Raw genomic sequence first — 22,830 nt, 5'->3', positions numbered from 1 at the left:
CGAGCGCGTCACCCGTGGGCGGGACCGCCCGCCGCCCGCCGTTCGTCCGGACGCAGCCATGCACGGGCGGCGGCGTAGAGGGCGGCGACGAGCTCGGGCCTGTCGTCGCCGGGGACGTCGTCGGGCAGCCGCCCGTTCCCGCCGTAGGCGAGGAACTGGTAGGAGCGCCGATACGCGGCGGTGTCCTCCGCGGAGATGGCCAGGCGGTCGGCGGGGAACACCGGCCTGATCACGTCCTTCTCGTAGATCGCGTCCATGCTCGCCAGCTTCCACCCCTGCCGCGTCCGCACGACGCGGGACAGCAGGCGCACGCTGATGACCGCGTCGACCCACATGCCGGCGGCCTCGATCCGCAGCTCCACCAGCGCCGGGGTCTCCGCCAGCGCCCGGTCCCCGTGCACGGTGACCACACTCGGCGAGAGCCGGTGCGTGGACGACGCGGAGGGGTCCCAGTCCCGGGTCCGGGAGCTCTCGACATAGTCGTCGATCGACCCTTCGAACCAGGTCACCCGGAGCCGGGCGTCGTCGGTGAACGCCGACCGCATGGCGTCCCACTCGCCGCGGTCGCGCCAGTACCGCTCGCGGCAGACCAGGTCCTGGATGGCCACCATGTCCGACCACACGGATTCGGATCGCATGGCTACGCCCCTCGCGTCAGCTTGCAATTACCTCCACGCTAAATAGTTCCGTCATGGAGTCAATTGCAGGCCGTGCCGCATCTGCGGAGACGGACCCGGGGCCGCCGCCTCAGAGTGGTCAGTAGTGGAACGCCGAGGCCACCTTGGCTCCCTTGCTGCCCAGGTTGACGACGGAGCCCGATCCGGGCGGCACGGCACGGCAGAGCACGCCGCCGTACCCGGCGGGGAAGGCGAAGATCCCCCAGACGGCCCGCCAGTTCTCGACCTCGCCGGTCTCGGGGTTCAGGACCGGTTCCGGGATCGGGTCGACGCGACGCTGCACGATGTGGTCTCCGCCCTGGCAGGCGGCGACCGTCTCGGCCCACTCCCGGTCGGTCTGCTCCCAGCCGACGCGGATGCCCTGGCCCGCCAGGCCCGCGAACGGCTTGAGGATCATCTGCTCGCGTTCGGCGCGTACGAGGTCGGCCAGCTCCGGGGTGAGGGTCCGCGTCCAGGGCAGGATGCGGTCGATCAGCGCGTTCTCCTCCACCGACAGGTCCGCGCGGAAGTCGGGGTCGGAGACGAGCGGCAGGCAGGTCTTGAATGACAGCAGCGCGCTGTTCAGGGGCAGCCAGAGCACGACCTCGCCCTTCTCGTGCGCGCGGGTCACCAGTTCGACGTACTCGTCGTTGCGCGGGTCGCGCGCCACCTGGTTGACCGAGAAGTAGCGCAGCAGCAGGTCGACCGGCCGGTCCCGGAGGTACACCCGGCCGCCCTCGACCCGCACGTCGTCGAGTTCTCCGTACACCGTCTCGACGCCGTACCGCCCCATGGTCTCCTGGAAGGAGCGGTGGAGGGACTCGTAGTAGGCCGACATGCCGCCGACGGCCTCCACCGAGGCGACGACCGGCGACTCCTTCCCCGTGGCCTCGGCGAACTGCCGGGCCATGGCCGCCGGGGTGTCGACGTGCGTCAGGCCGTGTTCGGCCGCGAACTCGGCGAACGGCTCCATGGCGAGCAGTGACCGGTTGATCTCGCTGACGTCGACCCCGCCGAGCTCGCTGCCGACGTTGAACTCCAGCAGCCGGAAGTCCGTGCCGTCGTCGTAGAGGTCGGCCCGGCCGTACAGAGGCTGCTCGCCGGTGAACCGCGTCATCAGGCCGGTGCGCCGCTCGTCGGCGCCGATCGCGGCGCAGTACGCGCGCACGTCGCCGCCGAAGAGCCGGTCCGGCAGCGACACCATCAGGTCGAACAGTCCGGCGACGTCGGCGGCGGCGCGACGGATCCGGTCCTCCGCGCAGAACAGCGGACGCGGCAGGAAGTACTTGCCCCAGGCCGCGTACAACGCCTCGGGGAACTCGGCCTTCGTCATGACCTCGCGCAGGCCCGCGTCCGCCGCGCAGGCGTCCAGGTACTTCTCGGTGACCATCCGTGGCTCCTCGTCGTCGGGGGTGGTCAGGCGTCCGGGGTGACGATCAGGTCCTTCTCGATCTTCCGGATGGCCTCGCGGTCGGCGTGGATCTGTTCGCTGCTCTCGTGCGCGAGGATGATGTAGCCCATGGTCATGCTGGCGAGCAGGTCGGTGCTCGCGTCCACGTGGTCACCGGTGCGCACGACGTGCACCGGCGAGTGGTAGCTGGGCAGCTCGCGGGCCAGGTCGTAGATCTCGGCGTTGCGCACGACCCCCGTCGAGTGCGACATCAGGAACACCGCCATGACGTTGCGCCGGAGGGTGTACCCGGGCGGCAGGTCGGCGCCGAGCCCGCGGCACACGTCCACGATCCGGGTGACCTGACTCCCGCCGGTGCCGATCTCGGTGACGGCGGGGTTGCCGGCGCCCGCGAGCCGCGCGTTGACCTCGACCAGGCGCGGCCCGTCCGGCGTCATCATGATCTCGGTGTGCGCGGCCCAGTTGCGCAGCCCGACCGCGTCCAGCGCGGCGAGCCCATAGTCGATCAGCTCGCCGTAGGCGTCGCGGTCGTACGGCAGCCACTCGACGCTGTCGTAGACCGCGATGCCCTCGCCGAACGGGACCCGCTTGTACTTGATGATGTCGGTGATCGAGTGCCGCCCGTCGTGGCTGACGGTGTCGACGGCGTACTCGGTGCCGGTCAGCTGCTCCTGGACGAGCACCTCATCGGCCACCTCGTCGAGCTTGTTGCGGGTGCCGAGCAGCGCGTCGAACTGCTCGCGCCAGCCGCGCCCGCCCGGCGCGCGGCTCACCCCGATGGTCCCCGCGCTGCTCGTCGGCTTGATCACCAGGTCCCTGCCGGTCAGGCCCTCGCGCTCGATCCAGGCGGCCACCTCGTCCGCGTCGGACGTGCAGATCTGCCGGGGGATCGGCAGTCCCGCGGCGGCGACGGTCTGGTGCATGAGGTACTTGTGCCGCCGGGCGTCCACCAGCTCGCGGACGTTGGACGACTCGGGCGTCAGGGCGTCGGACAGGTCCTGCGCCAGGTGCAGCGCCGACTCCAGGCCGGGGATGACGCCGATGGGGTTCAGCGCCCGGAGCCGTTCGGTCGTCTCGGCCAGGTCACCGTGGTGGTTGACGATCACGTCGAAGTCACCGGGCACGTGGGAGGAGAACAGCGACCCCCACGCCGGGACGGCGTAGTCCAGCACGGCCACCGGGCTGAGGCCCGCCTTCCGCAGCGCCGGCGCGATCATCGCCGCCGAAGTGAAGGGTTGCACGATCGCGACGACTGGTCTGTCCATGGCTTTCACCTTTCTTCTGGGTCTGGTCTAGGCGTCGGCGGAAGAGGCCAGGGCGGGCTCGGCCGCCGCCGGCGCCGGACTCCGGCGGCGCAGCCCGGCGCCGGCCCCGACGAGCACCGCGCCGGCCAGCGCGAAACCTCCGGTGAGCACCCACACGCCGGAACCCCAGGCGTGCCACCCGGCCGTGCCGATCATGGGGCCGGCGGCGTAACCGACCTGCTGCGGCACGGTCGCCGCGCCGATGTAGCGGGCGCGCAGGGCGGGCGGCGCGACCAGACCCGGGTAGGCCATCATCGACGGCGCGGCGACGACCTCGCCGAACGTCCACATCGCCGTGCCGAACACGAGCATCGCCACGGGAGTGGGCCCGGTGTAGATCAGGTGACCGACGCCCAGCATCGCCATTCCGGCCGCCATGGGCACCCCGATCGGCAGCCGCTGCGTCCACTTGGACAGCAGCACCTCGCACGCGATCACGATGAACCCGTTGACGGTCAGCAGGGCGGCGTACACCTGCGCGCTGTGCCCCGTCCCCTTGACGAACAGCGGCAGCGCGGCCGAGCTCTGGATGTAGGCGAGGGCGGTCAGGAACAGGCCGAGCACGACGAGCATGAAACGCCGGTCGGCGAGCACCCGCCCGTAGCCGGGGCGTTCGCCGTCGTCCGCGGCCTTCCCGGCCGGGACCGGCTCGCGGCCGGGCCTGAGCGCCGCGAAGGCGACGACGCCGAAGGCCAGCGAGGTCGTGGCGTCGACGTAGAACAACGTGTCGTAGGACGCGTAGGCCAGCAGGAGGGCGGCCCCCACGGGACCGACCGTCGAACCCACGTTGAACGTGAGCCGCAGCAGCGAGAAGACCATGACGTGCTGGTCCTTCGGCGTCAGCTCGACGATCCACGCCATGGCCGCGGGCCGGTAGGCGTTCGCGGTCAGGCCCGCGCCACAGGCCACCAGGGCGCCGACCCACACGTTGGGCACGTGCACGATGGCCGCGGTCAGCACGGCCGTGCCCGCCATCGAGCCGACGATGACCCAGCGGTAGCCGATGCGGTCCGCGACCGCGCCGCCGATCGCGGACCCGGAGATCCGCCCGACCATCACCGCGGCGAGGACGACGCCGCTCTCCCCCGCGCTGAAACCCCGCCCGGTGAGGAACAGCACCAGGAACGCGTTCAGGAACGCGGCGAGGTTGCTGATCAGGTTGCCCAGGAGCAGGATCCGGACCGGTCCGCTCATGGTCCGCAGCGTCGACAGGACGGTGGGATGCGGCTCCGCTGCACTCATGACGCCGGCTCCAGCGGGGTTCCGGTGAAGGTGAAGAACCGTTCGGTGTCGGCGACGGCCGCGCGGGTCTCCGCGAGCGTCTCCGCCACGGCGATCACGTAGCCGCTGCGGGCCAGGCCGCGCGGTGGCAGCCGTACCTGCGCGCCGGGCTGCGTCCCGACCTGCATCTCGACGATGGGCGGACGCAGGAACTCCCGGTGCGCCTCCGCCGAGGTGACCTCCATGTCGTACGGCGGATAGGCGAACCGGACCGACGCGGCGAGGAGGGGCCCGGGGTGCGACACGTCCGGCGCCCGGCCCGCGACGGCGTCGGCCGCCGCCAGCGGCGCGTCGACGCCGGACGTCAGCCTGCCCAGGTGCGGGATCATCCCGCCGCCGAGCCGCGCGTTGATCTCGACGACGTGCATGGTGCCGCCGGTGAGCTTGAACTCGATGTGGGTGTAGCCGTCGGTGAACCCGACCGCGTCGTGCGCGCGCTGGGCGATGTCGAGCATGAGCGGGTCGGTGAGCAGCGGGTCGTTCGCGTCCACGTCGTGGCCGACCTCCTCGAACGCGAACCGGCCCTCCCCCAGGACCTTGCGCGCCACGATCAGCGGGGTGCAGACGCCCCGGTGCAGCACGCACTCGACGGAGACCTCGGGACCGTCGAGGAACTCCTCCACGATCACGTAGTCCTCGAACTGGCGGATGCGGCCCATCCGCACCCCGTCGGTGAGGGCGAACGCCGCGTCGAGCGCCTCCGGCCGCTCCACCTTGCGCACCCCCATGCTGCCGCCGAGGTTGCGGGGCTTGAGGATGACCGGGTAGCCGATCTCGGCGGCGAACGCGCGGGCCTCCTCCAGGGACGAGACGGGCTTCGAGGCGGGCTGCGGGAGCCCGGCCTTCCGCAGCGCCTCGCGGGTCGCGCTCTTGTCCCGGCAGCGCGCGACCGCGTCCGGGGTGAAGGTGGTGAACCCCAGCGCGCCGCTCAGGTACGCCGCGGTCTCGACGTAGACCTCGTCGTAGCAGTACACCCCGGCGATCTCGTGGTGTTCGGCCACCTCGCGGGCCGCCGCCGTCAGCTTCTCCAGGTCGAGGCAGTCGACCACGGTATGCCCCACGATGTAGGGGTCCTCCCACGTGGGCGGGGCCGGGTTCAGCAGCCACAGCCGGTACCGCGCCGACACCGCCTCCAGGATGTAGGCGCGGTAGACCCAGTAGCTGCTCGCGACGAGGAGGAGGAGCGGGCGGTCGTCGTCCGCCGGCGGGCGGTGTGACATGTGGACCTCGATCGGGGTTGGAGGGAACGGGGACGGCAAGGTCCCGGGCTAATCGGTGAAGTAGTCCTCCGGCTCGCCCCGGCGGCGGACGTCGAGGGTGGCGCAGTGGAAGCCGCCGCCGAACGTGTTGACCGTGCGGAACGGCACCGGGATGGGCGTGAACCCCTCTTTCTCCAGCAGTCGCAGCAGCTCGGTCTCCTGGGCCTCCACGAAGATCCGCTCCTGGTCCAGCATCAGCGTGTTCATCGCGATCCAGCGGCTGCAGAAGTACATCGTCTGGTCCGCCGGGATGGCCGGCTCGGGGCAGACGATCATGTCCCAGCCCCGGAACATCTCCGGTGGCTCCGGCACGCGCTCGGGGTTGATGAGCACCTTGCCCGGCCGCAGCGGGACGAATGTGGCGTTCATGTGCATCGGGTGGTCGTCGACGAAGGCCACCTCGCGCACCCGGAACCGGTCGCCGAGCAGCCGGCGTACCCACTCGATGCCGAACCGGTTCGTCACGTGGCTGCGCTGCACGAGGATGTCGCGGCCGAACCGCATGAAGTCGCCGGCGTCCAGGATCGGCTCGAACTCGGTGATGACCGAGGTCTCCGGCGGGAACGGGTTCTCCTTCGACGGCCCGCCCGCGGGCTTGGCCTCGGCGTAGCGCGGGTTGTAGGACGCGTCGGTCAGCTCCGGCTTGGGCGCGGCGACCCAGCCGGCCCCGCGCCGGAAGTAGTCCTTGAAGATCGTGCGGAACGGATGCGTGGCGAAGTAGTACGACCGCCAGCCCATCGTCGCCTCGACGATCGTGTCGCCCGCCACCAGCGCGATGTCGCGCGGGAAGGTGTGCGACGAGCCGCCGGTGGACTGCCACGCCTGGGTGCCGAAGGAGTGCGACTGGTCCACCGGGTCCGGGCGGCGTACGGTCACGCCCTCGCCCTCGAGGATCCGGGCGAACCCGTCGAGTTCCTCGCGTGCCGCCTCGACCTGCTCGGCCGGGAACGCCCCGCCGCCGTTGCGGCGGTAGAACTCCCAGGCCTCCGGGGGCACGGTCGCCTCGATCGCGGGGTGCCACGGCGGCACGGCGGCACCGTCGATGACCCCGACGATCACCTCCTCCAGCGGGTCCCACTCGTTGTAGGAGCCGACCGGGTTCGTCGTCACGTCAGGTTCCCTTCGAGAGTCCGTACGGCCACGTCGGCCGTTGCCGAGACCACGGTGAGACCGTGCAGCCGCGCGCGCGGCACGAGCAGCGCGTCGCCCCTGCCGAGCCGGTGCGGGCGGTCGGTCGCCCACGCGTGCACGTCGACCTCGCCGTCGGTCACCTCGATGACCCGGTCGGCGTCGTGCACGCGCGTGGTGAACGGGTCGCCGGGCCGCAGCCTGCGGACCTCTTCGTCGTCGCGCGTCGAGGTGGCGAGGGAGGCGCCCAGGCGGGTGTGCTCCTCCAGCGTGTCGGCCCAGCGGATCTGCGCGCGGAAGTCCTCATCGCCCAGGCGCAGCAGCAGCTTGGTGTCCTCGATGCCGCGGACCAGCTCGGGGATGACCAGCTCGCCGTGCGCGCGGGCGAAGCCGAGCAGCAGGTTCTCGTACGTCATCCGGCCGTGGTGGATGTCGATGTGGGCGTGCTCGTCGCAGTACTTGGTGTCGACGCGGTCGCCGAACACCGCGCGCAGCATGGCGCCGGTGTCGGCGAAACCCTGTGCGAACAGCCACTCCAGGTACGTCACCGCGGCCATGTAGCGGAACACGCCGCGGTGGTCCTCGGTGAGCCAGTTGAAGTAGTTGACGCCGACGAGCGAGCTGGTCAGGTAGAAGTTCCAGTACGCGTGCAGGTCCGTGCGCAGCCCGACGCTGGCGAGCATCCCCTTGAAGATCGTGCTGTGCTTGGCCGGGTAGAGCCCGTACCCGAACTCGTCGTTGAAGATCTTGAACAGCTCGGACTGCTCCACGCCGTACGAGCCGCCGAGGTTACGCGCCATCGCCGAGGCCTCGGTCAGCGCGTCGAGGGCGAGCTGGATCAGGTGCATCCCGGCCGCCTCCTCCGCGTGGCGGCACTCGGTGATCGCGCGCATGGTGCCGCTCACCGGCGCGCCCGTGTCGACCGCCGGGTTGTTGCCGGTGTGGTCCGCGGGCGCGCCCGCGCCGCCGACCTCGCCGAGGAAGTACGCCTGCAGCTCCTCCAGCGTCCGTACGGGCGGCACGGTCACCGCGTCGTCGAGGAAGGAGAACGCGTAGCGCTCCAGGCCGGGCCGGATCGTGTCGCGCAGCCCGCGTACCTCGTCGGAGTAGAAGAGGTCGAAGTCCTCCTTGGCCGTGGCGAGCCCGGCGGGAGGCAGCAGGATCATGTCGCTCTCGTACGCGTTGCACAGGATCCGGCCGGCGACGAGCTGGCGGTACCCGAGGAACTCCGCCTCCGTGGCGGGCGTCGAGAAGTCCAGGTCGCCCACGCCGGTCGAGCCGACCGGCCGGCGGTAGGGGTTGCCGGTGATGTAGACCTCCGGCCCCGGCCGGAACACGCGCTGCGCGCAGTAGGCCTCGATGGGGCCGCCGTCCACCCCGGTGGTGATCGTCATTCCGCGCCTCCGTCCATGGGGGTGCGCACGCCGCTGGCGACGGCGGTGAAGTGCATGTGCACGCCGTCGTGCCGGGCGTCGAGCAGGAGTGGTTCGTCCGGCTGGACGTGGATGGGAACGGGCAGGCACTGGATGGCCTGCTTCCAGTGGGTGTTCGGCGTGCTCGGGGAGTTGGTGAGGCTGATGCCCGGCACCAGGTCCAGCTCGAACCAGAACACGACCGCGTGGCAGGTGCCGGCCGCCGACGGCGGCACGACGAACTCCGCGCGCCGCGGCTCGGCGGTGTCGCGGTAGAAGTCGAAGCGGAAGACCTCGATCGGCTCCGACAGCATGCGGTGCTCGTGGTGGCGCAGCCGCGAGTCGAAGTACTCGATCGAGGACAGCTGGTTGAACTCGGTGAGGTCGAAACCGTACAGCTGCCCGACGTGGTTCTTGCGGTACAGCGACGGGCTCTCCACGAGCTGGGCGAACACGCGCCCGCCGGACGGCAGGATGATCGCGTCGTCGGTGAGCAGGTGGTCGCGGGCGTGCGCGATCGTGGGCAGAATGCCCTCGCCGAGCAGCGCGCAGTCGACCGTCTCGGTGACCAGCACGTCGGCGCGGCGGGGCAGGTCCTCGGGCACGCGCATCCGGGTGGACATCTTCGGCACGACCGTGATCACGTCGTCGTGCCCGGCCTTGTGGATGACCCGTCGCGCGACCTCGGCGACCGGGTGCTGGGCCTCACAGGCGACGATCTGCCGGGCGCCGGCGCGCGCGGCCATCATGGACAGCAGCCCGGAGCCGGCGCCGACGTCGAGGACCAGGTGCTCGGGCGAGACGACGTGCCGGATCGCCTTGTCGTACAGCTCCGAGCGCAGCTCGTCGTGGAGCATCTCCCAGTGCCAGCGCGGCACGCTGCGACGGATCGCCCGGTTGTGACCGATGAGCGCCCGCCAGTTGCCGCCCTCCACGCCGAGGACGAACTCGAACGCCTTGGCCGCCTCGTCGTACCGGCCCTCCTCGTACAGGGCGCGCCCCCAGTCGATCAGGCCCTCGACGTTCGGTCTCCCCGCCTCCCGCCGAGCCTCGGCGGCGTCGATCAGGCTCCCGGCCTGGACGTCGTCTTCCATCTTCGATCACCCGTTTTCTCTGCCGTTGACCCGGCGAATCGTCGATCGGCTACTCGTGTACGCCCGCCGCCGCCGGCGGGCAGGGCACCGTCTTCGCCTGCTCGGCCTCCGGGGGCAGGTTGGCCAGAATGCGCTTGTGGATGACGGTGATCGGCGTGTCGGCGTCCACGTCGGGAAGCATCACGACCGCCTCGTCACCGCTGCGGACCATCGGCACGGAGGTGCGTTTCACCGCCGCGGTGCCGACCTTGGTGCCGTGCCAGGGACAGACGAGCCGGCGGCCGTCGGGGGTCTGGCGGCTCAGGCTGAGCGGCCCGCCGCGGTGGGGACACCAGTCGCGGACGAGCAGCGGCCGCCCGTCCGGCTCGAACACGAAGTACCGGTGGTGCCCCACCAGCACGGTGTTGTGCCTGCGCAGATCCATCACCACGACGCGACTCATCGGCTCCTCTTCTGTGGGCGTGGGGGCATGCTCGGGCCGGGTCATGCCGGTCGGCATGACCCGTGAGGGGAACCCGGGGCTTATGTCGTGGGCTCGTCGACGACGGGGTGCAGCAGGTAGCGGCACTCCGGTGACACGGCCTTGATCCCGTACACCCGGCCCGCGAGGATCAGCACGGCGTCGCCGCGTACGAGCCGCTCCGGCTCGCCGGTCGCGCTGGTGACCAGGTCGGCCTCTCCCGCGTCCAGGGCGAGGACCACCGCGCCGTCGTGGCTGCGGGTGCCGAAGGGGCCGTCCGCGTTCGCGCGTACGGACCGGGGCTCGCCGGTACTAGCGGCGGCGGCGAGTTCGCGGTGGCGCGGGATGTCGTCGGCCCACCGGATCTGGGCGGCGGTGTCCTCCTCGAACCAGCCGCCGACGAGACGCGCCTCGGCGATGCCGCGCATGAGCTCGGGCACCACGCCCGGCCCGTGCTTCTCGGCCAGCGCCAGCAGGACCTGCTCACGGGTGATGCGCCCGTGGTGCTCGTCGATGTGGGCGTGCTCGTCGCAGTAGTGCAGGTCGACGTCGTCGCCGAAGATCTCGCGATAAACCTTGATCATCTTCACGAACGCGGGCGCGAAGACGGCCTCCGCGTACGTGACCGCGCCCGCGTAGCGGAAGAACTTCGCGTGGTCGCGGGAAAGGTAGTAGTAGAAGTTGTTGGTGGCGAGCGGCCCGGACAGGTAGAAGTTCCAGTACGCGTGCACGTGCGTCGCCATGGCGCGGCTGCGCAGCATCTTGGCGAAAATCGTCGTGTGCTTGGTGTCGTGGACGCCGTAGCCGAACTCGTCGATGAAGATCTTGAACAGCGCCGACTGTTCGGGGCCGTACGCTCCGGCGAGGTTGCGCGACATCGCGGACGCCTCGGTGAGCCCGTCGAGCGCGAGCTGGACGAGGTAGGTGTCGGCGGCCACCTCGGGCCGCCGGGCCGCGGCGATGGCGTTCAGCGCCGGCGACTCTCCCTGTTCGGACTCGTCGGTCACGTGCTGGAAGTAGGCGTCGAGGACGTCGACCGTGCAGTTTCCGCTGACGTCCACCTCGTCGGCCAGGCAGCCGAAGGCGAACCGCTCCAGGTCCGAGATCGTGGCCTCGCGCAGATGACGGAGCCCGGTGCCGTAGAACTCGTCGAAGTCGCCGCGGAGCTCGGTCAGCCCCTGTTCGGGCAGCAGCACCGTCTCGGCTTCGTAGAACGTGCCGAGGAGCCGATGCGCGGCCAGCGACCGGTACGTGGCCCAGTCCCGCGCGGTGAGCGCACGGGCGAAGTCGATCTCGGGAAGCGTTTCCGGCGCGAGCATCCGCCGGTACGGGTTGGGCCCATGCAGCACGTGACGGTCGCCGCCGAACAGCGGATTTCGTGCGAATGTCAGGGCACGCTCGGAAAGGGTCTCGGTAACGGCGCCCACCGGTACCGAGACATGCTGAATTGTCATTTATCGACCGTCCAACAAGTCTAAATCGGTGTGGATTAGACGATGATCGCGTCTGTCGAGGATCGCCCCACTTAACGCGAGACAACGACCTTCAGCTCGGGCGCGGCGCAAACATAGTTGCGCTGCGCAATGGATGTATTACCCAAGGAGGGATCCACTCCTTGGCTTGACCTGGCGGGCAGATTAACACCTGAAATGAGCTCGTCGGTATAACGTTCCGGAAACGCAAAAAGGGGGCATCTCGGCATCTTTCGGACGTACTTCACATATCCGGCAAAGGTTCCAGTTCCGGCGTTACGCGGTGGGAGCTCGCCCCGGCGGACGGGCGGACGCCGAACGGGCGCGAGGCTGACGAAAGCAATGACCAGCTGGTCAGAGGCAGAGTCGAGGAAGGTCGAGCGCCTCACCTGCGCGAATTCGAGGCGCCGTCGGCCGGCGCGACGGAACGGAGCGGTTCCGCGGCCACCGTACACCCGTGGTCAGGCACGCTGACCACCATGGTCAGGTAAAGAAATCAGGAACCCGTGAGGCCATTGAACGCGCCACAGGCAAGGGAAGGATTACGGGAAACGGTGGCCATATCCGGCCGACGCCCGCCCTTACCCGCGCGTCCGGAGCCGGTAAAACCCGCACCGAACATGTCGTGACGAAACTTTCACGGACGGCACTCTCATATCCATTCCGTATAAGCGTCGTCACAGAATGAAAAGTGCGGCGGGATATGCCGGGCCGACTCCAGGGCCGGCCCGGCCTGCCGCGGGACCTGCGACGGCTCAGCCGAACTGGCCGGGCTGGTAGTCGCCCGCCGGCTGCTGGACGATGACGTTCAGCCGGTTGTAGGCGTTGATGAGGGCGATGAGCGACACCAGGGCGGCGAGCTGCTCCTCGTCGTAGTGCTTGGCGGCGTTCGCCCAGGCCTCGTCGGTTACGCCACCGGCGGCGTCGGCGAGACGGGTGCCCTGCTCGGCGAGCTCCAGGGCGGCCCGTTCGGCCTCGGTGAACACCTTCGCCTCCCTCCACGCCGCGACCAGGTTGAGCCGAACCGAGCTCTCACCCGCGTGCGCCGCGTCCTTGGTGTGCATGTCGAGGCAGCCGGCGCAGCCGTTGATCTGGCTCGCGCGGATCTTCACCAGCTCCTGCGTCGTCATCGGGAGCGGCGAGTCGGTCAGGACCTTGCCCGCCGAGTTGATGTACTTGCCGAACTTCATCGCGACGGTGCTGCCGAAGAGGTTGAGACGGGCTTCCATGGTGATCTCCTTGCCGTTCTCGGACTACACGTGGTTGACGGAACGGCGCGCCGAGATGTGACACCGCCACGATGTGACCCACGTCTCCCCTGGCTCTTTGGCACGTCTGCCGGATGTCGGGACGCGGCCGGCCTCGGGCGACGGGGTCGCCGTGCACGCGCACGGCCACCGCACCGGCCGGCCCGTCATAGGCGCGGGTTCTCGGCACTCGGAGAACCGGACGTGCCGGACCGGGCGACAGGCGGTGTTGGTCTCCGGGGGTTCTCCTGACAGAAGAAATCTCTTCTCACAGAAGAAGCCCGCCAGCGGCTACCCCTGCCTCCGGCGCGTGATCCACAGGCGGTGACGCATCACCAGGGATCACACGTCCAGGAGGCGGTCCTCCCCGCCCGCTGAAACGCTTCTCGCCGGCGTCAGGCCGTCATGGCCAGCCGGGCGGCGAGCAGCGCGCGTCCGGTGGCGATCAGGCGGTCGGTCTCCTCGACGTCGTACCAGTCCCCGTACGGGTGGCCGGCGACGCCCAGTTCGCAGAGCAGGGTCAGCCCGCCGATCTTCCGGGACAGCTTGTGGCACGCCCACTTCACCGAGGTCTCGGCGTTCGCGTCGGCGAACCCGGACGGGGCCTCGGCGACCTCCGCCGCGATGTGGTCGCGGTTCGGCGCCAGGCCCGGGTCCGCCATGAGACGCGACACGGGCGCCGCCGCGCCGGCCTCGTCACCGTCCAGCCGGCAGATGCGCGCCTCGAGCGCGTTCATCGTGACGACCGGACTCCAGACGTTGTAGTTCGGCAGTCCGGCGCCGCCCGGCGGGGGGACGACCGAGGTCACCGACCGCAGCACGTCGAGAGCCTCCGTCTCGCGGTCGAGCGCCCACAGGTAGCGCGCGAGGTCGGCCTGCTCGTACAGCTCCTTCATCCGGGTGTGCGACCACCGACGGGCCAATGACGTCTTCACCTTGGCGAGGTATCGGTTCTCCTCGTGGGCGGGCAGCGCCGCCCGCGGCGGCGCCACCGCCGTCTTCGCCCGTGCCATGACCGCATTCTCCCTGAACCGGCCTTATGGACGTCGCGGCGCGGGCCGATCGGGTGAGCCGTCAGGTCGTCAGCCGCAGGCAGGCCTCTTCCCACGGCCGGATGACCTTTTCCTCAAGGCAGGCCACGATTATCGGGTGCGCGAAGAAGGTCCGGTACCACTCCTTCACACCGATGTCGATCGCCTCGAGGGCGATGTGACGGTCTTCCGTCTCATAAGTACTGGGCAGCTTTCCGCTCTTGACCAGATTGTAGACGGCCACGGCCACCGAATTAGGTGGCAGAACGATCTGCTTCACTCCTTCGTCGAAACCCTTCGTCCCGATGTCCACCTTGACTTGCTTGAGGTCGAAACCGACCTCGACCGGCTTGTTGAGTCCCCTGTCCCACTTCGTCTTCATCTTCGGGCCCATGAGCCCGGACTCGGCCCATGCATGGCCCTCTACGTCCCTGATGGCCTGGATGACCGGGGTGACGGCGTCCTTGGTCTGCATGGTGGGGCCGGAGTACAGCCTTCCGTCGAGCGTGTTGGTGTACAGGGCGCCGGCCACGCCGGAGATCCGGACCCCGGTGATCCCTTTCTCGCTGAGAGCGGTACGGATACGGGAGACGAGATTGTCGTCCCCGGTGCGCCCGGCCGCCGCGAAACAACTCCACAGCAGCACCTCTGTGTCGGGGCCGACACCACGCTCACCATCGGCGAGATCCGCGATCAGCTGGCTGGCGTCGACCTTGAGGAGTTCGCCACCGGGGTGTCCGTGGCCGAGGAACAGTACCCTCTCGCGACCCCGGAAATTCGTATGCCCAGGGACGTACCGTTCCTCAGGACCCTTCGCGACCTCCCGCGCCATCGGCACACAGGCGATCGTCAGCGGGTCGTTCCACAGATCCTCGGCAGTAACGATCATTTTCGAATTCCCCTCGCTCTCCGCATCGGCCTCCACACTTTGGATCGCCGGACTTTTCCTCACAACTTACTTTTTGGGAAGAGTCGCCTACCCAACAGCGGCATCGGTTGGGCCATCACGAGCGGCTGTACCGAGCGAGCGTTCATGACGCCTGCGATTATTTCCTCCACTTTTGGGCCATGGCGGTGGCCCGCACCTGCTGATTACCGTGGCTTAGCAAAATGTGATCTTGGTGGAGCGGCGGTCGGCCGGTTCCACGATGACGCAGCGGGAAGGCGGCGGCTGGAGGCTCGGGGTGGAGGGATTCGCTGTCGCTGCGGGGACCTGGGTGGAGGCGGGGACGAAGATCCGTGACGCCGCGGAGGTCCTGGCGTGCGGGCGTCGGGCCGGGGAGGGTGTTGAGGCGTTCTGCCGGGCGGTGGGAGGGCCTTCGCGGTTCGGCACCGATGATCTGGGGCGAGCGTTGTTCGAGGGGGACCGGGAGTCGGGCGCGCCGGGGTTCGCCGGGCTGCGGGACGGGCTCTTGAAGGACCTGACCTGGACCGTGAACCTTTTGCGGGCGATGGCCGCGGGTCTGGTGGTGGCCGGGGGGACGTACCGGGAGGCGGACGGGACGATCGTGGAGGGGCTGGGCGGGCCGGGCCCGGCCGGGCAGGATCCGCCCCGGTGGGCACGGATGCCGGAGTCCTATGTCCTGCCGCCGGTCCCGGGTGGCCTGCCGGCCGCGGCGCCTGCGCCGGATGTGTGGGCCTGGGCCGAGAAGGTACTGGGGTGGTGCGGGGTACCGGTCGCGTGGCCCGAGGGCGACCTGACCGCGCTGGCCGATCTGCGCGATGCCGCGCTGTCGATGAAGAGCGTGCTCGACGAGGTGGCCGAGGAGGTGGCCGGGCACGCCAGACGGGTCGGTGACGGATCCGGTGCGGCGACCGAGGCGTTCGCCGCGACCGCGAACGTGGTGCACGGCGAATCCGGCCTGCTGAGGTCCCTCGCGCACCGGTGCGGGGAACTGGCACGCTACTGCGACGACAGCCGGCGCGCGATCATCAGCGCACGGTGGCAGTGCGTGGCCACGGCGGTGTTCGTGGTGGCGCTGACCCTGCTCGCGGGTGCGCTGGGCCGCTGGGTCCAGGGCCTGGTCGCGCGGTTGATCAAGCTGGAGGGCGCGGCGCTGTGGATCGCGCTGCGGGTGATCCGGGACGCGGTACTGGGAATGGCGTTCACGGCCGGGACCGGGGAGATCGGTCTGCTGTTCCACGGCGACGGCCTTGATTTCGGTGCGCTCGCCCGCCTGGCGCTGGAAGGACTCCTCGTCGGGGGGCTGACCGGCTTCGCCGTCCACGGGGCGCTGCCGGCCCTGCTACGGCGGTCCCCGGCGCTGGAATGGCTGTCGCGGTGGAGCCGGTCCCCCGGCGCACGAGGAGTCACCACCCGGTACGCGCTGTCCGGAAGCGCCGGCACCGCCGCGATCTGGACCGCCGGAGGACTCACCGGCCACGGCTGGGGTCTCGACCAGCTCCAAGACGCCGCCAAATACGGCTTCGGCATGGCTTTGACCGGCGCCGGAACCGAACTGGCCGGCCACCTCTTCCACCACTCCCCATCCGCACCACCGGCGGGACCGGTCCACAGCACGGCACCCGGTCCGCTCGACGGCCCGGCCACCGTGGGGCTCGGCGGCGTCCACGACCACCCGCTGAGCGCTGGCCACGATCACGTGGTGAGCCCCGGCGACCTCACCGCCAGACTCGATGCCGGGGGCGGAGCCCCCCATCTCCGCGACGTCCCACCGGCCTTCCCGGAGACGATGACCGTCCAGGACCTGCGAACCGAGATGGCCGCCGGCCGGCTGACCTCAGAAGAACTGACGCAGCGGTGCCTGGCCCGCATCGACGCGATGAATAAGGAACTGGGCGCCGTCATACCGTCCTCGCTGAACCGGGACGCGGTCCTCGCCCAGGCCCGCGAGGCCGACCGGGTCCGCGCCTCCGGCGTCGACCTCGGCCCGCTGCACGGCATTCCCGTCCTGGTGAAGGACAACATCGACACCCGTGATCTGCCGACCACGGCGGGTTCCTTCGCCCTGCTGCACAACAAACCCTACGCGGACGCCAAGGTGGTCACCCGGCTCCGCGACGCCGGCGCGATCATCCTCGGCAAGACGAACCTGTCCGAATGGGCCAACTTTCGTTCGGACACCCCCCGGCACGGCTGGAGCGCGACCGGCGGCCAGACCAGGAACCCCTACGTCCTCGACCGCAGCCCGTCCGGGTCCTCCAGCGGCTCCGCGGTGGCGGCCGCCACCGGCATGGCGCCCATCACCATCGGCACCGAGACCGCCGGCTCCATCGTCTCTCCCGCGGCGATGAACGGCGTGGTGGGTTTCAAACCTTCTTTGTGGCGAGTCAGCGCGCACGGCGTCGTGCCGGTCTCACTCTTCCAGGACACCGCCGGGCCGATCACCCGGAACGTGGCCGACGCCGCGGCGGTCTTCGAAGCCATCGCGACCACGTCCGAGCCGATCCGCCTGAGCCCGGACCTGCCACCAGGAACGAGGATCGGCGTGTGGAGCAGGCCCGGAAATCATCCCGAGGTGGACCGCGTCCTCGCAGAGACGGTCGAAAGCCTCCACGAACTGGGCGCCACCACGGTCACCGTCGACGTGCCCATGCCCGACGCATCGGCCCTGCTGCCCCACGAGTTCAAGCAGGCCATCAACGCCTACCTGGCCACGACCGGCGGCGAACACCCGCGGGACCTAGCCGAGTTGATCGCCTTCACCCGGGCTCACCCTGGAGAACGCTCGTCGGAGTTCGGGCAGGGCATCTTCGAAAAGGCCCAGGACTCGGACACGCTCCGCTCCCCGCGCGAGTGGAAGGAGGAGCGCGAACGGATCACCGAGCAGGCCCGTCAGGACCTCGACCGCATCCTCGACACGCACCACCTGGACGCGATCGTCGCCCCGACCATCGCACCCGCCGACAGAATCCTCGACAAGATCCAACCTCTCAGGCGCCCAACCTGCGACCCTCCGGCCGTCGCCGGATACCCGAACATCAACGTCCCGGCCGGCTACGCCGAAGGCGAGCTCCCCATAGGCGTCTCCTTCATGGGACACCAGAACGCCGACGAGAAGATCCTCAGCCTGGCCTACGCCTTCGAACAGGCCACCCAGTCCCGCCGCCCCCCGAAATACCTCCCCACCCTCCCAAAATAGGAGAGGCAGCACTGAGACCCCAGCCCGAGGGGGCGTGGGGGGCGCCAGCCCCCCACATCGGGGGGCATGGGGGGTCGTCCCCCCAAAAAAAATAGCGGGCCACCGGAAAGGCGCCAAAAGCGCCGAACACGATGGCCCGACTCGTGGAGCTGAGGGGATTTGAACCCCTGACCCCCTCGATGCGAACGAGGTGCGCTACCGGACTGCGCTACAGCCCCAACGACGCAGTAAGGCTAGCAAACATTCGGCACTGCTCGCGCATCCGAGGGGGCTCGGAGACCCCGTGAATGACATCGCGGGCCGCCGGGACGCGCCGACGGCACCGGTCCGGTGGCCCGCCTCGTGTCGCGGTCGGCCGTACGGAGGGGTCAGTCGCCGACCGCGCGGCGGTCGGTGTACTGGTCGTAGACCTCTTCGTGCGCCCAGGCGGGGAGTTCGATGACCTCCGCCGTACGGGCGGCCTCGGCCTCCCGCTCCTGCTGTTCCTCGGCGGCGCGCCTGGCCGCCGCCGCGCGGGCGGCCGCGGCGCGGCGGCGCATCTCCTGGCGGCGGACCTGGTCCATGCGGACGGCGACGCGGAGCAGGGAGAGGTGGCCGGCCAGCAGCAGGACGGGCGGGATGGTGAACCACCACGGCGCGGCGTGCGACGCGGCGACCACGATCGCGGTCAGGGTGAGCAGGCTCAGGCCCAGCGTGCGGCGACGGCGGCGGGCGATGACGGCGCCCCGGGTGACCCGGCGGCGCCGGGTCTCACGAGCCACAGAGGCCTCAGGAGCCACAGCGGCCTCATGGGTGGACGGCGCGTCCGCCTCCGGAACGCCCTGCTCCGCCTCGGGCTCCTCGTACGCGAGGTCGTCGGACGCGAGCGCCTCGGAGTCGGTGCGACGGTGCAGGAGGCGGCCGATGCCGTCGCCGTCGCGGCGGAGCCACATCGGCACGAGAACGACGCCCCAGACGGCTACGATCGCCAAATAGAGGACTGCACTGCTCATCAGCCCTCCCCATTGCCGCGTCCAGGCCCGCGCCGACCTTGGATACGCGCGCGCTCACGTCCCGCACGCTAGGACCCACAGTCAGTGGTTGACGAGCATTCGGGGCGGTGTGTCGCGAGATCGGGCCGCACATAAACGTCGGGATACCAATCTTTTGCGATCCGCCGGTTCAGCGGGGAAAAGCCTGCCGCATGCTGGCTCGCCAGCGGGACATCAGTCCGCCGGGTACATCTTCGGTGGTCAGGGCATAACAGATGTGGTCACGCCAGGCTCCGTCGATGTGCAGATGCCGCTGGCGGACGCCTTCCTCGCGGAATCCGAGCTTTTCCACGACTCGGCGGCTCGCGGCGTTCTCCGGCCGGATATTGGCCTCGACGCGGTGGAGCCCGACGTTGAAGAAGCAGTGGTCGACGGCGAGGGCCACCGCGGTCGGCATCACGCCCCGGCCGGCGACGGTCTTGTCGACCCAGTAGCCGATCTGCGCCGACCGCGCGGAGCCCCACACGATCGCGCCGATGGTGAGCTGACCGGCGAAGTCACCGCCGTACGTGACCACCCAGGGCAGGGCGAGGCCCTGACGTGCCTCGCGGCGCATCGTCTGCGCCATGCTGAGGTAGGGGCCGATCCCGCTGCGGAACAGGGGCGTCTCCGGGTTGGTGGGTTCCCAGGGGCGCAGCCATTCGGCGTTGCGGATCCGCACCTCGCGCCAGATGGAGGCGTCGCGAAGACGCAATGGCCGGAGCCCTACCGGGCCCTCGGCCAAGGTGGCGGGCCAACCCCGCATACGATCCACCCCTCCATGATTCCCCCGAGACTCGCCGCGCGCCACCATCGGCCGGGAGACTCAGGAGGTGCGGGGGTGGTCGCCGCCGCGGATCTGGTCGACCGCGTGCCGCAGAATTCCGGCGAGTACCGCCATGCCGTCCTTCACTCCCCCGGCCGAGCCGGGCAGGTTGACGATGAGCGTGCGGCCGGCCACGCCGGCGAGGCCGCGGGACAGCACCGCCGTCGGCACCTTGGCGAAGCCGGTCAGACGGATCGCCTCCGCGATGCCGGGCACCTCACGTTCGATCACCCGGCGAGTCATCTCCGGCGTCAGGTCCATCGGCGTGAGCCCGGTGCCGCCGCTCGTGATCACCGCGTCGTACTCCGCGGCGACCGCCTCCCGCAGCGTCTTCTCGACGGACTCGCCGTCGGGGATGACGACCGGATCGCCGGCCTCGAAGCCGAGCTCGCGCAGCCCGGCGACGATCAGTGGCCCGGAGGTGTCCTCGTAGACGCCCGCCGACGCCCGGTTCGACACGGTGACCGCCAGGGCCCGCATCAGCGCTCCTCTCCGCCGGGCCGCCGCCAGTGACCGGTCTTGCCGCCGGTCTTCTCCTCGACCCGGACATCAGTGATCACCGCGGCGGGATCGACGGCCTTGACCATGTCGATCAGTGTCAGAGCCGCGACGGAGACGCAGGTGAGCGCCTCCATCTCCACGCCGGTACGGTCCGCGGTGCGCACCTGGGCCTCGATGGCCACGCCCTCGTCGCGTACGGCTAGGTCCACGGTCACGCCATGGATGGCGATCGGGTGGCAGAGGGGCACGAGGTCGGGGGTGCGCTTGGCCGCCTGGATACCGGCGATGCGGGCCACGGCCAGGGCGTCGCCCTTGGGGACGTCTCCGGCGCGCAGGGCCGCGACGCAGTCCGCCGACAGGCGTACGAAACCGCTCGCGGTGGCGGTGCGGGCCGAGATCTCCTTGGCGGAGACGTCGACCATGCGGGCCGCGCCGGACTCGTCGAGGTGGGAGAACCCGGAAGGATCCGTCATGGCAGCCTCAGAACCTCGACCCGGTCGCCCTCGGACAGCTCCGTGACGTCCTCCCCCACCACGATCAGGCAGTTGGACGCCGAGAGCGCGAAGATCTGGTGTGACCCCTGGCCCTTCGCGGGGCTCACCTCGTAGTCGCCGTCGCGGTAGCGGAGATCGCCGCGCAGGAAGTGCCGCAGCCCCGAAGGGGACCTGACCGGCGAGGTGAGGCGCGCCGCCACGGTCGGCAGCGGCTCCGGGGGCAGGCCCTGCAGGGCGCGCAGCGCGGGCCGTACGAAGATCTGGAAGGACACGAAGGCGCTGACCGGGTTGCCGGGCAGTGTGAACACCGGCGTGCGGTCATCGAGCAGGCCGAACCCCTGCGGCTTGCCCGGCCGCATCGCGATCTGCTCGAACCTCATCGTGCCCAGGCCCGACAGGACCTCCTTGACCACGTCGCGGGCGCCCATGCTGACCCCGCCGGAGGTGATGACCAGGTCGGCGAAGCCGAGCTGTTCTTCAATGCCGGCGAGCACCCGGCGCGGGTCGTCGCCGATCACTCCCTGCCGGAAGCCGACGGCTCCGGCCTCGGTGGCGGCGGCGGTCAGCGCGAAGCCGTTCGCGTCCCAGATCTGGCCCGGACCGACGGTGCCGCCGGGTTCGACGAGCTCGCTGCCGGTGGACAGCACGACGACGCGCGGGCGCGGCCGTACGGAGACGCGGGCCCGGCCGACCGCGGCGATCATGCCGATCTGGGCCGCGCCCAGGCGCGTGCCCGCCTCCAGCACGGTCTGGCCCGCGGTGACGTCCTCGCCGCTGCGGCGGATGTAGCGTCCGGCCTCGGCGGCCTGCCGGATCGAGACCTTGGCCGTGCCGCCGTCGGTCCACTCGACCGGCACGATCGCGTCGGCGCCGGCCGGCATCGGGGCACCCGTCATGATCCGCGCGCACAGGCCGGGCCGGATGGCGTGGGTGTCCTGGTCGCCGGCGGCGATGTCGCCGACGACCGACAGAGTCACCGGCGACGTCTCCGACGCCCCGGCGACGTCGGAGGAGACGACGGCGTAGCCGTCCATGGCGGAGTTGTCGAACGGCGGCAGGTCGACGGGCGCGGTGACCGGCTCGGCCAGCACGCCGTGCACCGCCTCCAGGAGGGCGACCTCCAGAGGCGGCAGCGGGCGTGTCGCCGCCAGGATGTCGGCGATGTGCTCGTCGACCGTCTTCATGACTCGTCGTGCTTGGCCGTGAACTCGCGCAGCCACGGCAGGAACTCCGCGGCCAGGTCGGGCCGGTCGGCGGCGAACTGCACGACGGTGCGCAGGTAGTCGAGCTTGTTGCCGGTGTCGTAGCGGCGGCCGCGGAAGAGCACACCGTGCACCGGGCCGCCCTGCGAGCGGTCGCGCTGCGCGAGGGTCATCAGCGCGTCGGTGAGCTGGATCTCGCCGCCACGGCCGGGCGGGGTCTTCTCCAGCACGTCGAAGACGGCCGGGTCGCAGACGTAGCGGCCGATGATGATCCACCGGCTCGGCGCCTCACCGGGCACCGGCTTCTCGACGAGGTTGGTCACCCTGACGACGTCGTCCTCGTCGGTGGGCTCGATCGCGGCGCAGCCGTACAGCGACACCTGCTCGGGCTCGACCTCCATCAGCGCGACGACGCTGCCGCCGAACTGGGCGCGTACCTCGATCATCCGCTTGAGCAGCGGGTCGCGCCCGTCGATGAGGTCGTCGCCGAGCAGCACCGCGAACGGCTCGTCGCCGACGTGCTGGCGGGCGCAGTGGACGGCGTGCCCGAGGCCCTTGGGCTCGCCCTGGCGTACGTAGTGAACGTTGGCGAGCTCGCTGGACTCGCGTACGGCCGCGAGGCGCTCGGGGTCGTCCTTGGCGCGGAGCGCCTCCTCCAGCTCGTACGCGCGGTCGAAGTGGTCCTCGATCGGACGCTTGCCGCGTCCGGTGATGAGGAGGACGTCGTTCAGGCCGGCGCCGACGGCCTCCTCGACGACGTACTGGATCGCCGGCTTGTCGACGATCGGCAGCATCTCTTTGGGAGTCGCCTTCGTGGCAGGCAGGAAGCGGGTTCCAAGGCCGGCCGCCGGGACGACCGCCTTGGTTACGGATTCGTGGTCGACCATGGGAAGACCCTAGTGCCGTGCCGGTCAACGGTTGCCTCGTGGGTGCGATGGA

The 22,830-nt window shown here is 70.3% G+C and carries 20 protein-coding genes and 1 tRNA gene; 1 reads left to right on the top strand and 20 read right to left on the bottom strand.

The annotated features are described in order from the left end of the window. Positions 1–8: 8 nt before the first annotated feature. From ACQEV1_RS11710 to ACQEV1_RS11650, 13 genes are all read right to left on the bottom strand, one after another. Positions 9–638, bottom strand: coding sequence for a nuclear transport factor 2 family protein (locus ACQEV1_RS11710; protein ID WP_285618816.1), 630 nt, complete (start codon positions 636–638; stop codon positions 9–11). Between the two features lie 118 nt (positions 639–756). After that, a complete protein-coding gene (locus ACQEV1_RS11705; protein ID WP_433393658.1) occupies positions 757–2,046 on the bottom strand; it encodes a hypothetical protein in 1,290 nt (429 codons plus the stop codon). A gap of 26 nt (positions 2,047–2,072) precedes the next feature. Further along, on the bottom strand, positions 2,073–3,332 hold the full coding sequence (locus ACQEV1_RS11700) for an ATP-grasp domain-containing protein (RefSeq protein WP_285568847.1): 1,260 nt from the start codon (positions 3,330–3,332) through the stop codon (positions 2,073–2,075). Between the two features lie 27 nt (positions 3,333–3,359). After that, on the bottom strand, positions 3,360–4,613 hold the full coding sequence (locus ACQEV1_RS11695) for an MFS transporter (RefSeq protein WP_433393655.1): 1,254 nt from the start codon (positions 4,611–4,613) through the stop codon (positions 3,360–3,362). Then, positions 4,610–5,872, bottom strand: a complete 1,263-nt coding sequence (locus ACQEV1_RS11690) for an ATP-grasp domain-containing protein (RefSeq protein ID WP_433393653.1) — start codon at positions 5,870–5,872, stop codon at positions 4,610–4,612. The genes ACQEV1_RS11695 and ACQEV1_RS11690 overlap by 4 nt, the downstream gene beginning before the upstream one ends. 48 nt (positions 5,873–5,920) lie before the next feature. Then, on the bottom strand, positions 5,921–7,021 hold the full coding sequence (locus tag ACQEV1_RS11685) for a hypothetical protein (RefSeq protein ID WP_285618822.1): 1,101 nt from the start codon (positions 7,019–7,021) through the stop codon (positions 5,921–5,923). Continuing rightward, positions 7,018–8,433, bottom strand: a complete 1,416-nt coding sequence (locus ACQEV1_RS11680) for an iron-containing redox enzyme family protein (RefSeq protein WP_433393651.1) — start codon at positions 8,431–8,433, stop codon at positions 7,018–7,020. Before ACQEV1_RS11680 ends, ACQEV1_RS11685 begins: the two co-directional genes overlap by 4 nt. Further along, positions 8,430–9,545: a 50S ribosomal protein L11 methyltransferase gene (locus ACQEV1_RS11675; protein WP_285618825.1), complete on the bottom strand. Its 1,116-nt coding sequence runs from the start codon at positions 9,543–9,545 to the stop codon at positions 8,430–8,432. Before ACQEV1_RS11675 ends, ACQEV1_RS11680 begins: the two co-directional genes overlap by 4 nt. 49 nt (positions 9,546–9,594) lie before the next feature. Beyond that, a complete protein-coding gene (locus tag ACQEV1_RS11670; protein WP_285568834.1) occupies positions 9,595–9,987 on the bottom strand; it encodes a Rieske 2Fe-2S domain-containing protein in 393 nt (130 codons plus the stop codon). An 80-nt stretch (positions 9,988–10,067) separates the two neighbouring features. Then, entirely contained in the window at positions 10,068–11,459 is a 1,392-nt protein-coding gene (locus ACQEV1_RS11665; protein WP_433393648.1) for an iron-containing redox enzyme family protein, read from the bottom strand. A gap of 773 nt (positions 11,460–12,232) precedes the next feature. After that, positions 12,233–12,706 carry a carboxymuconolactone decarboxylase family protein gene (locus ACQEV1_RS11660; protein ID WP_285568829.1) on the bottom strand — a complete coding sequence of 158 codons (474 nt, stop codon included), beginning with the start codon at positions 12,704–12,706 and terminating at the stop codon, positions 12,233–12,235. A 413-nt stretch (positions 12,707–13,119) separates the two neighbouring features. Continuing rightward, the gene (locus ACQEV1_RS11655; RefSeq protein ID WP_433393645.1) at positions 13,120–13,737 is read right to left on the bottom strand and encodes a hypothetical protein; all 618 of its coding nucleotides are present in this window, start codon (positions 13,735–13,737) and stop codon (positions 13,120–13,122) included. Positions 13,738–13,798: 61 nt separating this feature from the next. Then, a complete protein-coding gene (locus ACQEV1_RS11650; protein ID WP_433393643.1) occupies positions 13,799–14,680 on the bottom strand; it encodes a hypothetical protein in 882 nt (293 codons plus the stop codon). Between the two features lie 223 nt (positions 14,681–14,903). On the opposite strand from ACQEV1_RS11650, the gene ACQEV1_RS11645 reads away from it, so the two are divergent. Beyond that, positions 14,904–17,858, top strand: a complete 2,955-nt coding sequence (locus ACQEV1_RS11645; protein WP_433393641.1) for an amidase family protein — start codon at positions 14,904–14,906, stop codon at positions 17,856–17,858. A 144-nt stretch (positions 17,859–18,002) separates the two neighbouring features. Here the strand turns inward: ACQEV1_RS11645 and ACQEV1_RS11640 are convergent. The 7 genes from ACQEV1_RS11640 to galU all read right to left on the bottom strand — a co-directional run bounded on the left by ACQEV1_RS11640 (position 18,003) and on the right by galU (position 22,778). After that, positions 18,003–18,076, bottom strand: a tRNA-Ala gene (locus ACQEV1_RS11640). 150 nt (positions 18,077–18,226) lie between these two features. Further along, on the bottom strand, positions 18,227–18,850 hold the full coding sequence (gene sepX, locus ACQEV1_RS11635) for a divisome protein SepX/GlpR (RefSeq protein WP_433393639.1): 624 nt from the start codon (positions 18,848–18,850) through the stop codon (positions 18,227–18,229). A gap of 169 nt (positions 18,851–19,019) precedes the next feature. Next, on the bottom strand, positions 19,020–19,634 hold the full coding sequence (locus tag ACQEV1_RS11630) for a GNAT family N-acetyltransferase (protein WP_285568816.1): 615 nt from the start codon (positions 19,632–19,634) through the stop codon (positions 19,020–19,022). Between the two features lie 60 nt (positions 19,635–19,694). Then, the gene (locus ACQEV1_RS11625; RefSeq protein WP_285620113.1) at positions 19,695–20,174 is read right to left on the bottom strand and encodes a MogA/MoaB family molybdenum cofactor biosynthesis protein; all 480 of its coding nucleotides are present in this window, start codon (positions 20,172–20,174) and stop codon (positions 19,695–19,697) included. Beyond that, positions 20,174–20,668 (bottom strand): cyclic pyranopterin monophosphate synthase MoaC, encoded by a 495-nt coding sequence (gene moaC / locus ACQEV1_RS11620; RefSeq protein ID WP_285620114.1) that lies wholly within the window; start codon positions 20,666–20,668, stop codon positions 20,174–20,176. Before moaC ends, ACQEV1_RS11625 begins: the two co-directional genes overlap by 1 nt. Next, positions 20,665–21,873: a molybdotransferase-like divisome protein Glp gene (glp, locus tag ACQEV1_RS11615; protein ID WP_285620115.1), complete on the bottom strand. Its 1,209-nt coding sequence runs from the start codon at positions 21,871–21,873 to the stop codon at positions 20,665–20,667. The genes moaC and glp overlap by 4 nt, the downstream gene beginning before the upstream one ends. Then, positions 21,870–22,778 (bottom strand): UTP--glucose-1-phosphate uridylyltransferase GalU, encoded by a 909-nt coding sequence (gene galU, locus ACQEV1_RS11610; protein WP_285568808.1) that lies wholly within the window; start codon positions 22,776–22,778, stop codon positions 21,870–21,872. Before galU ends, glp begins: the two co-directional genes overlap by 4 nt. Positions 22,779–22,830: the final 52 nt, after the last annotated feature.

Origin of the sequence: Actinoallomurus sp. CA-142502, from assembly GCF_050936355.1 — a bacterium.
GTDB classification, from domain to species: domain Bacteria; phylum Actinomycetota; class Actinomycetes; order Streptosporangiales; family Streptosporangiaceae; genus Actinoallomurus; species Actinoallomurus iriomotensis.
The sequence above is the reverse complement of the archived record's forward strand: the minus strand, read 5'-3'. Positions and strand labels throughout refer to the sequence as shown.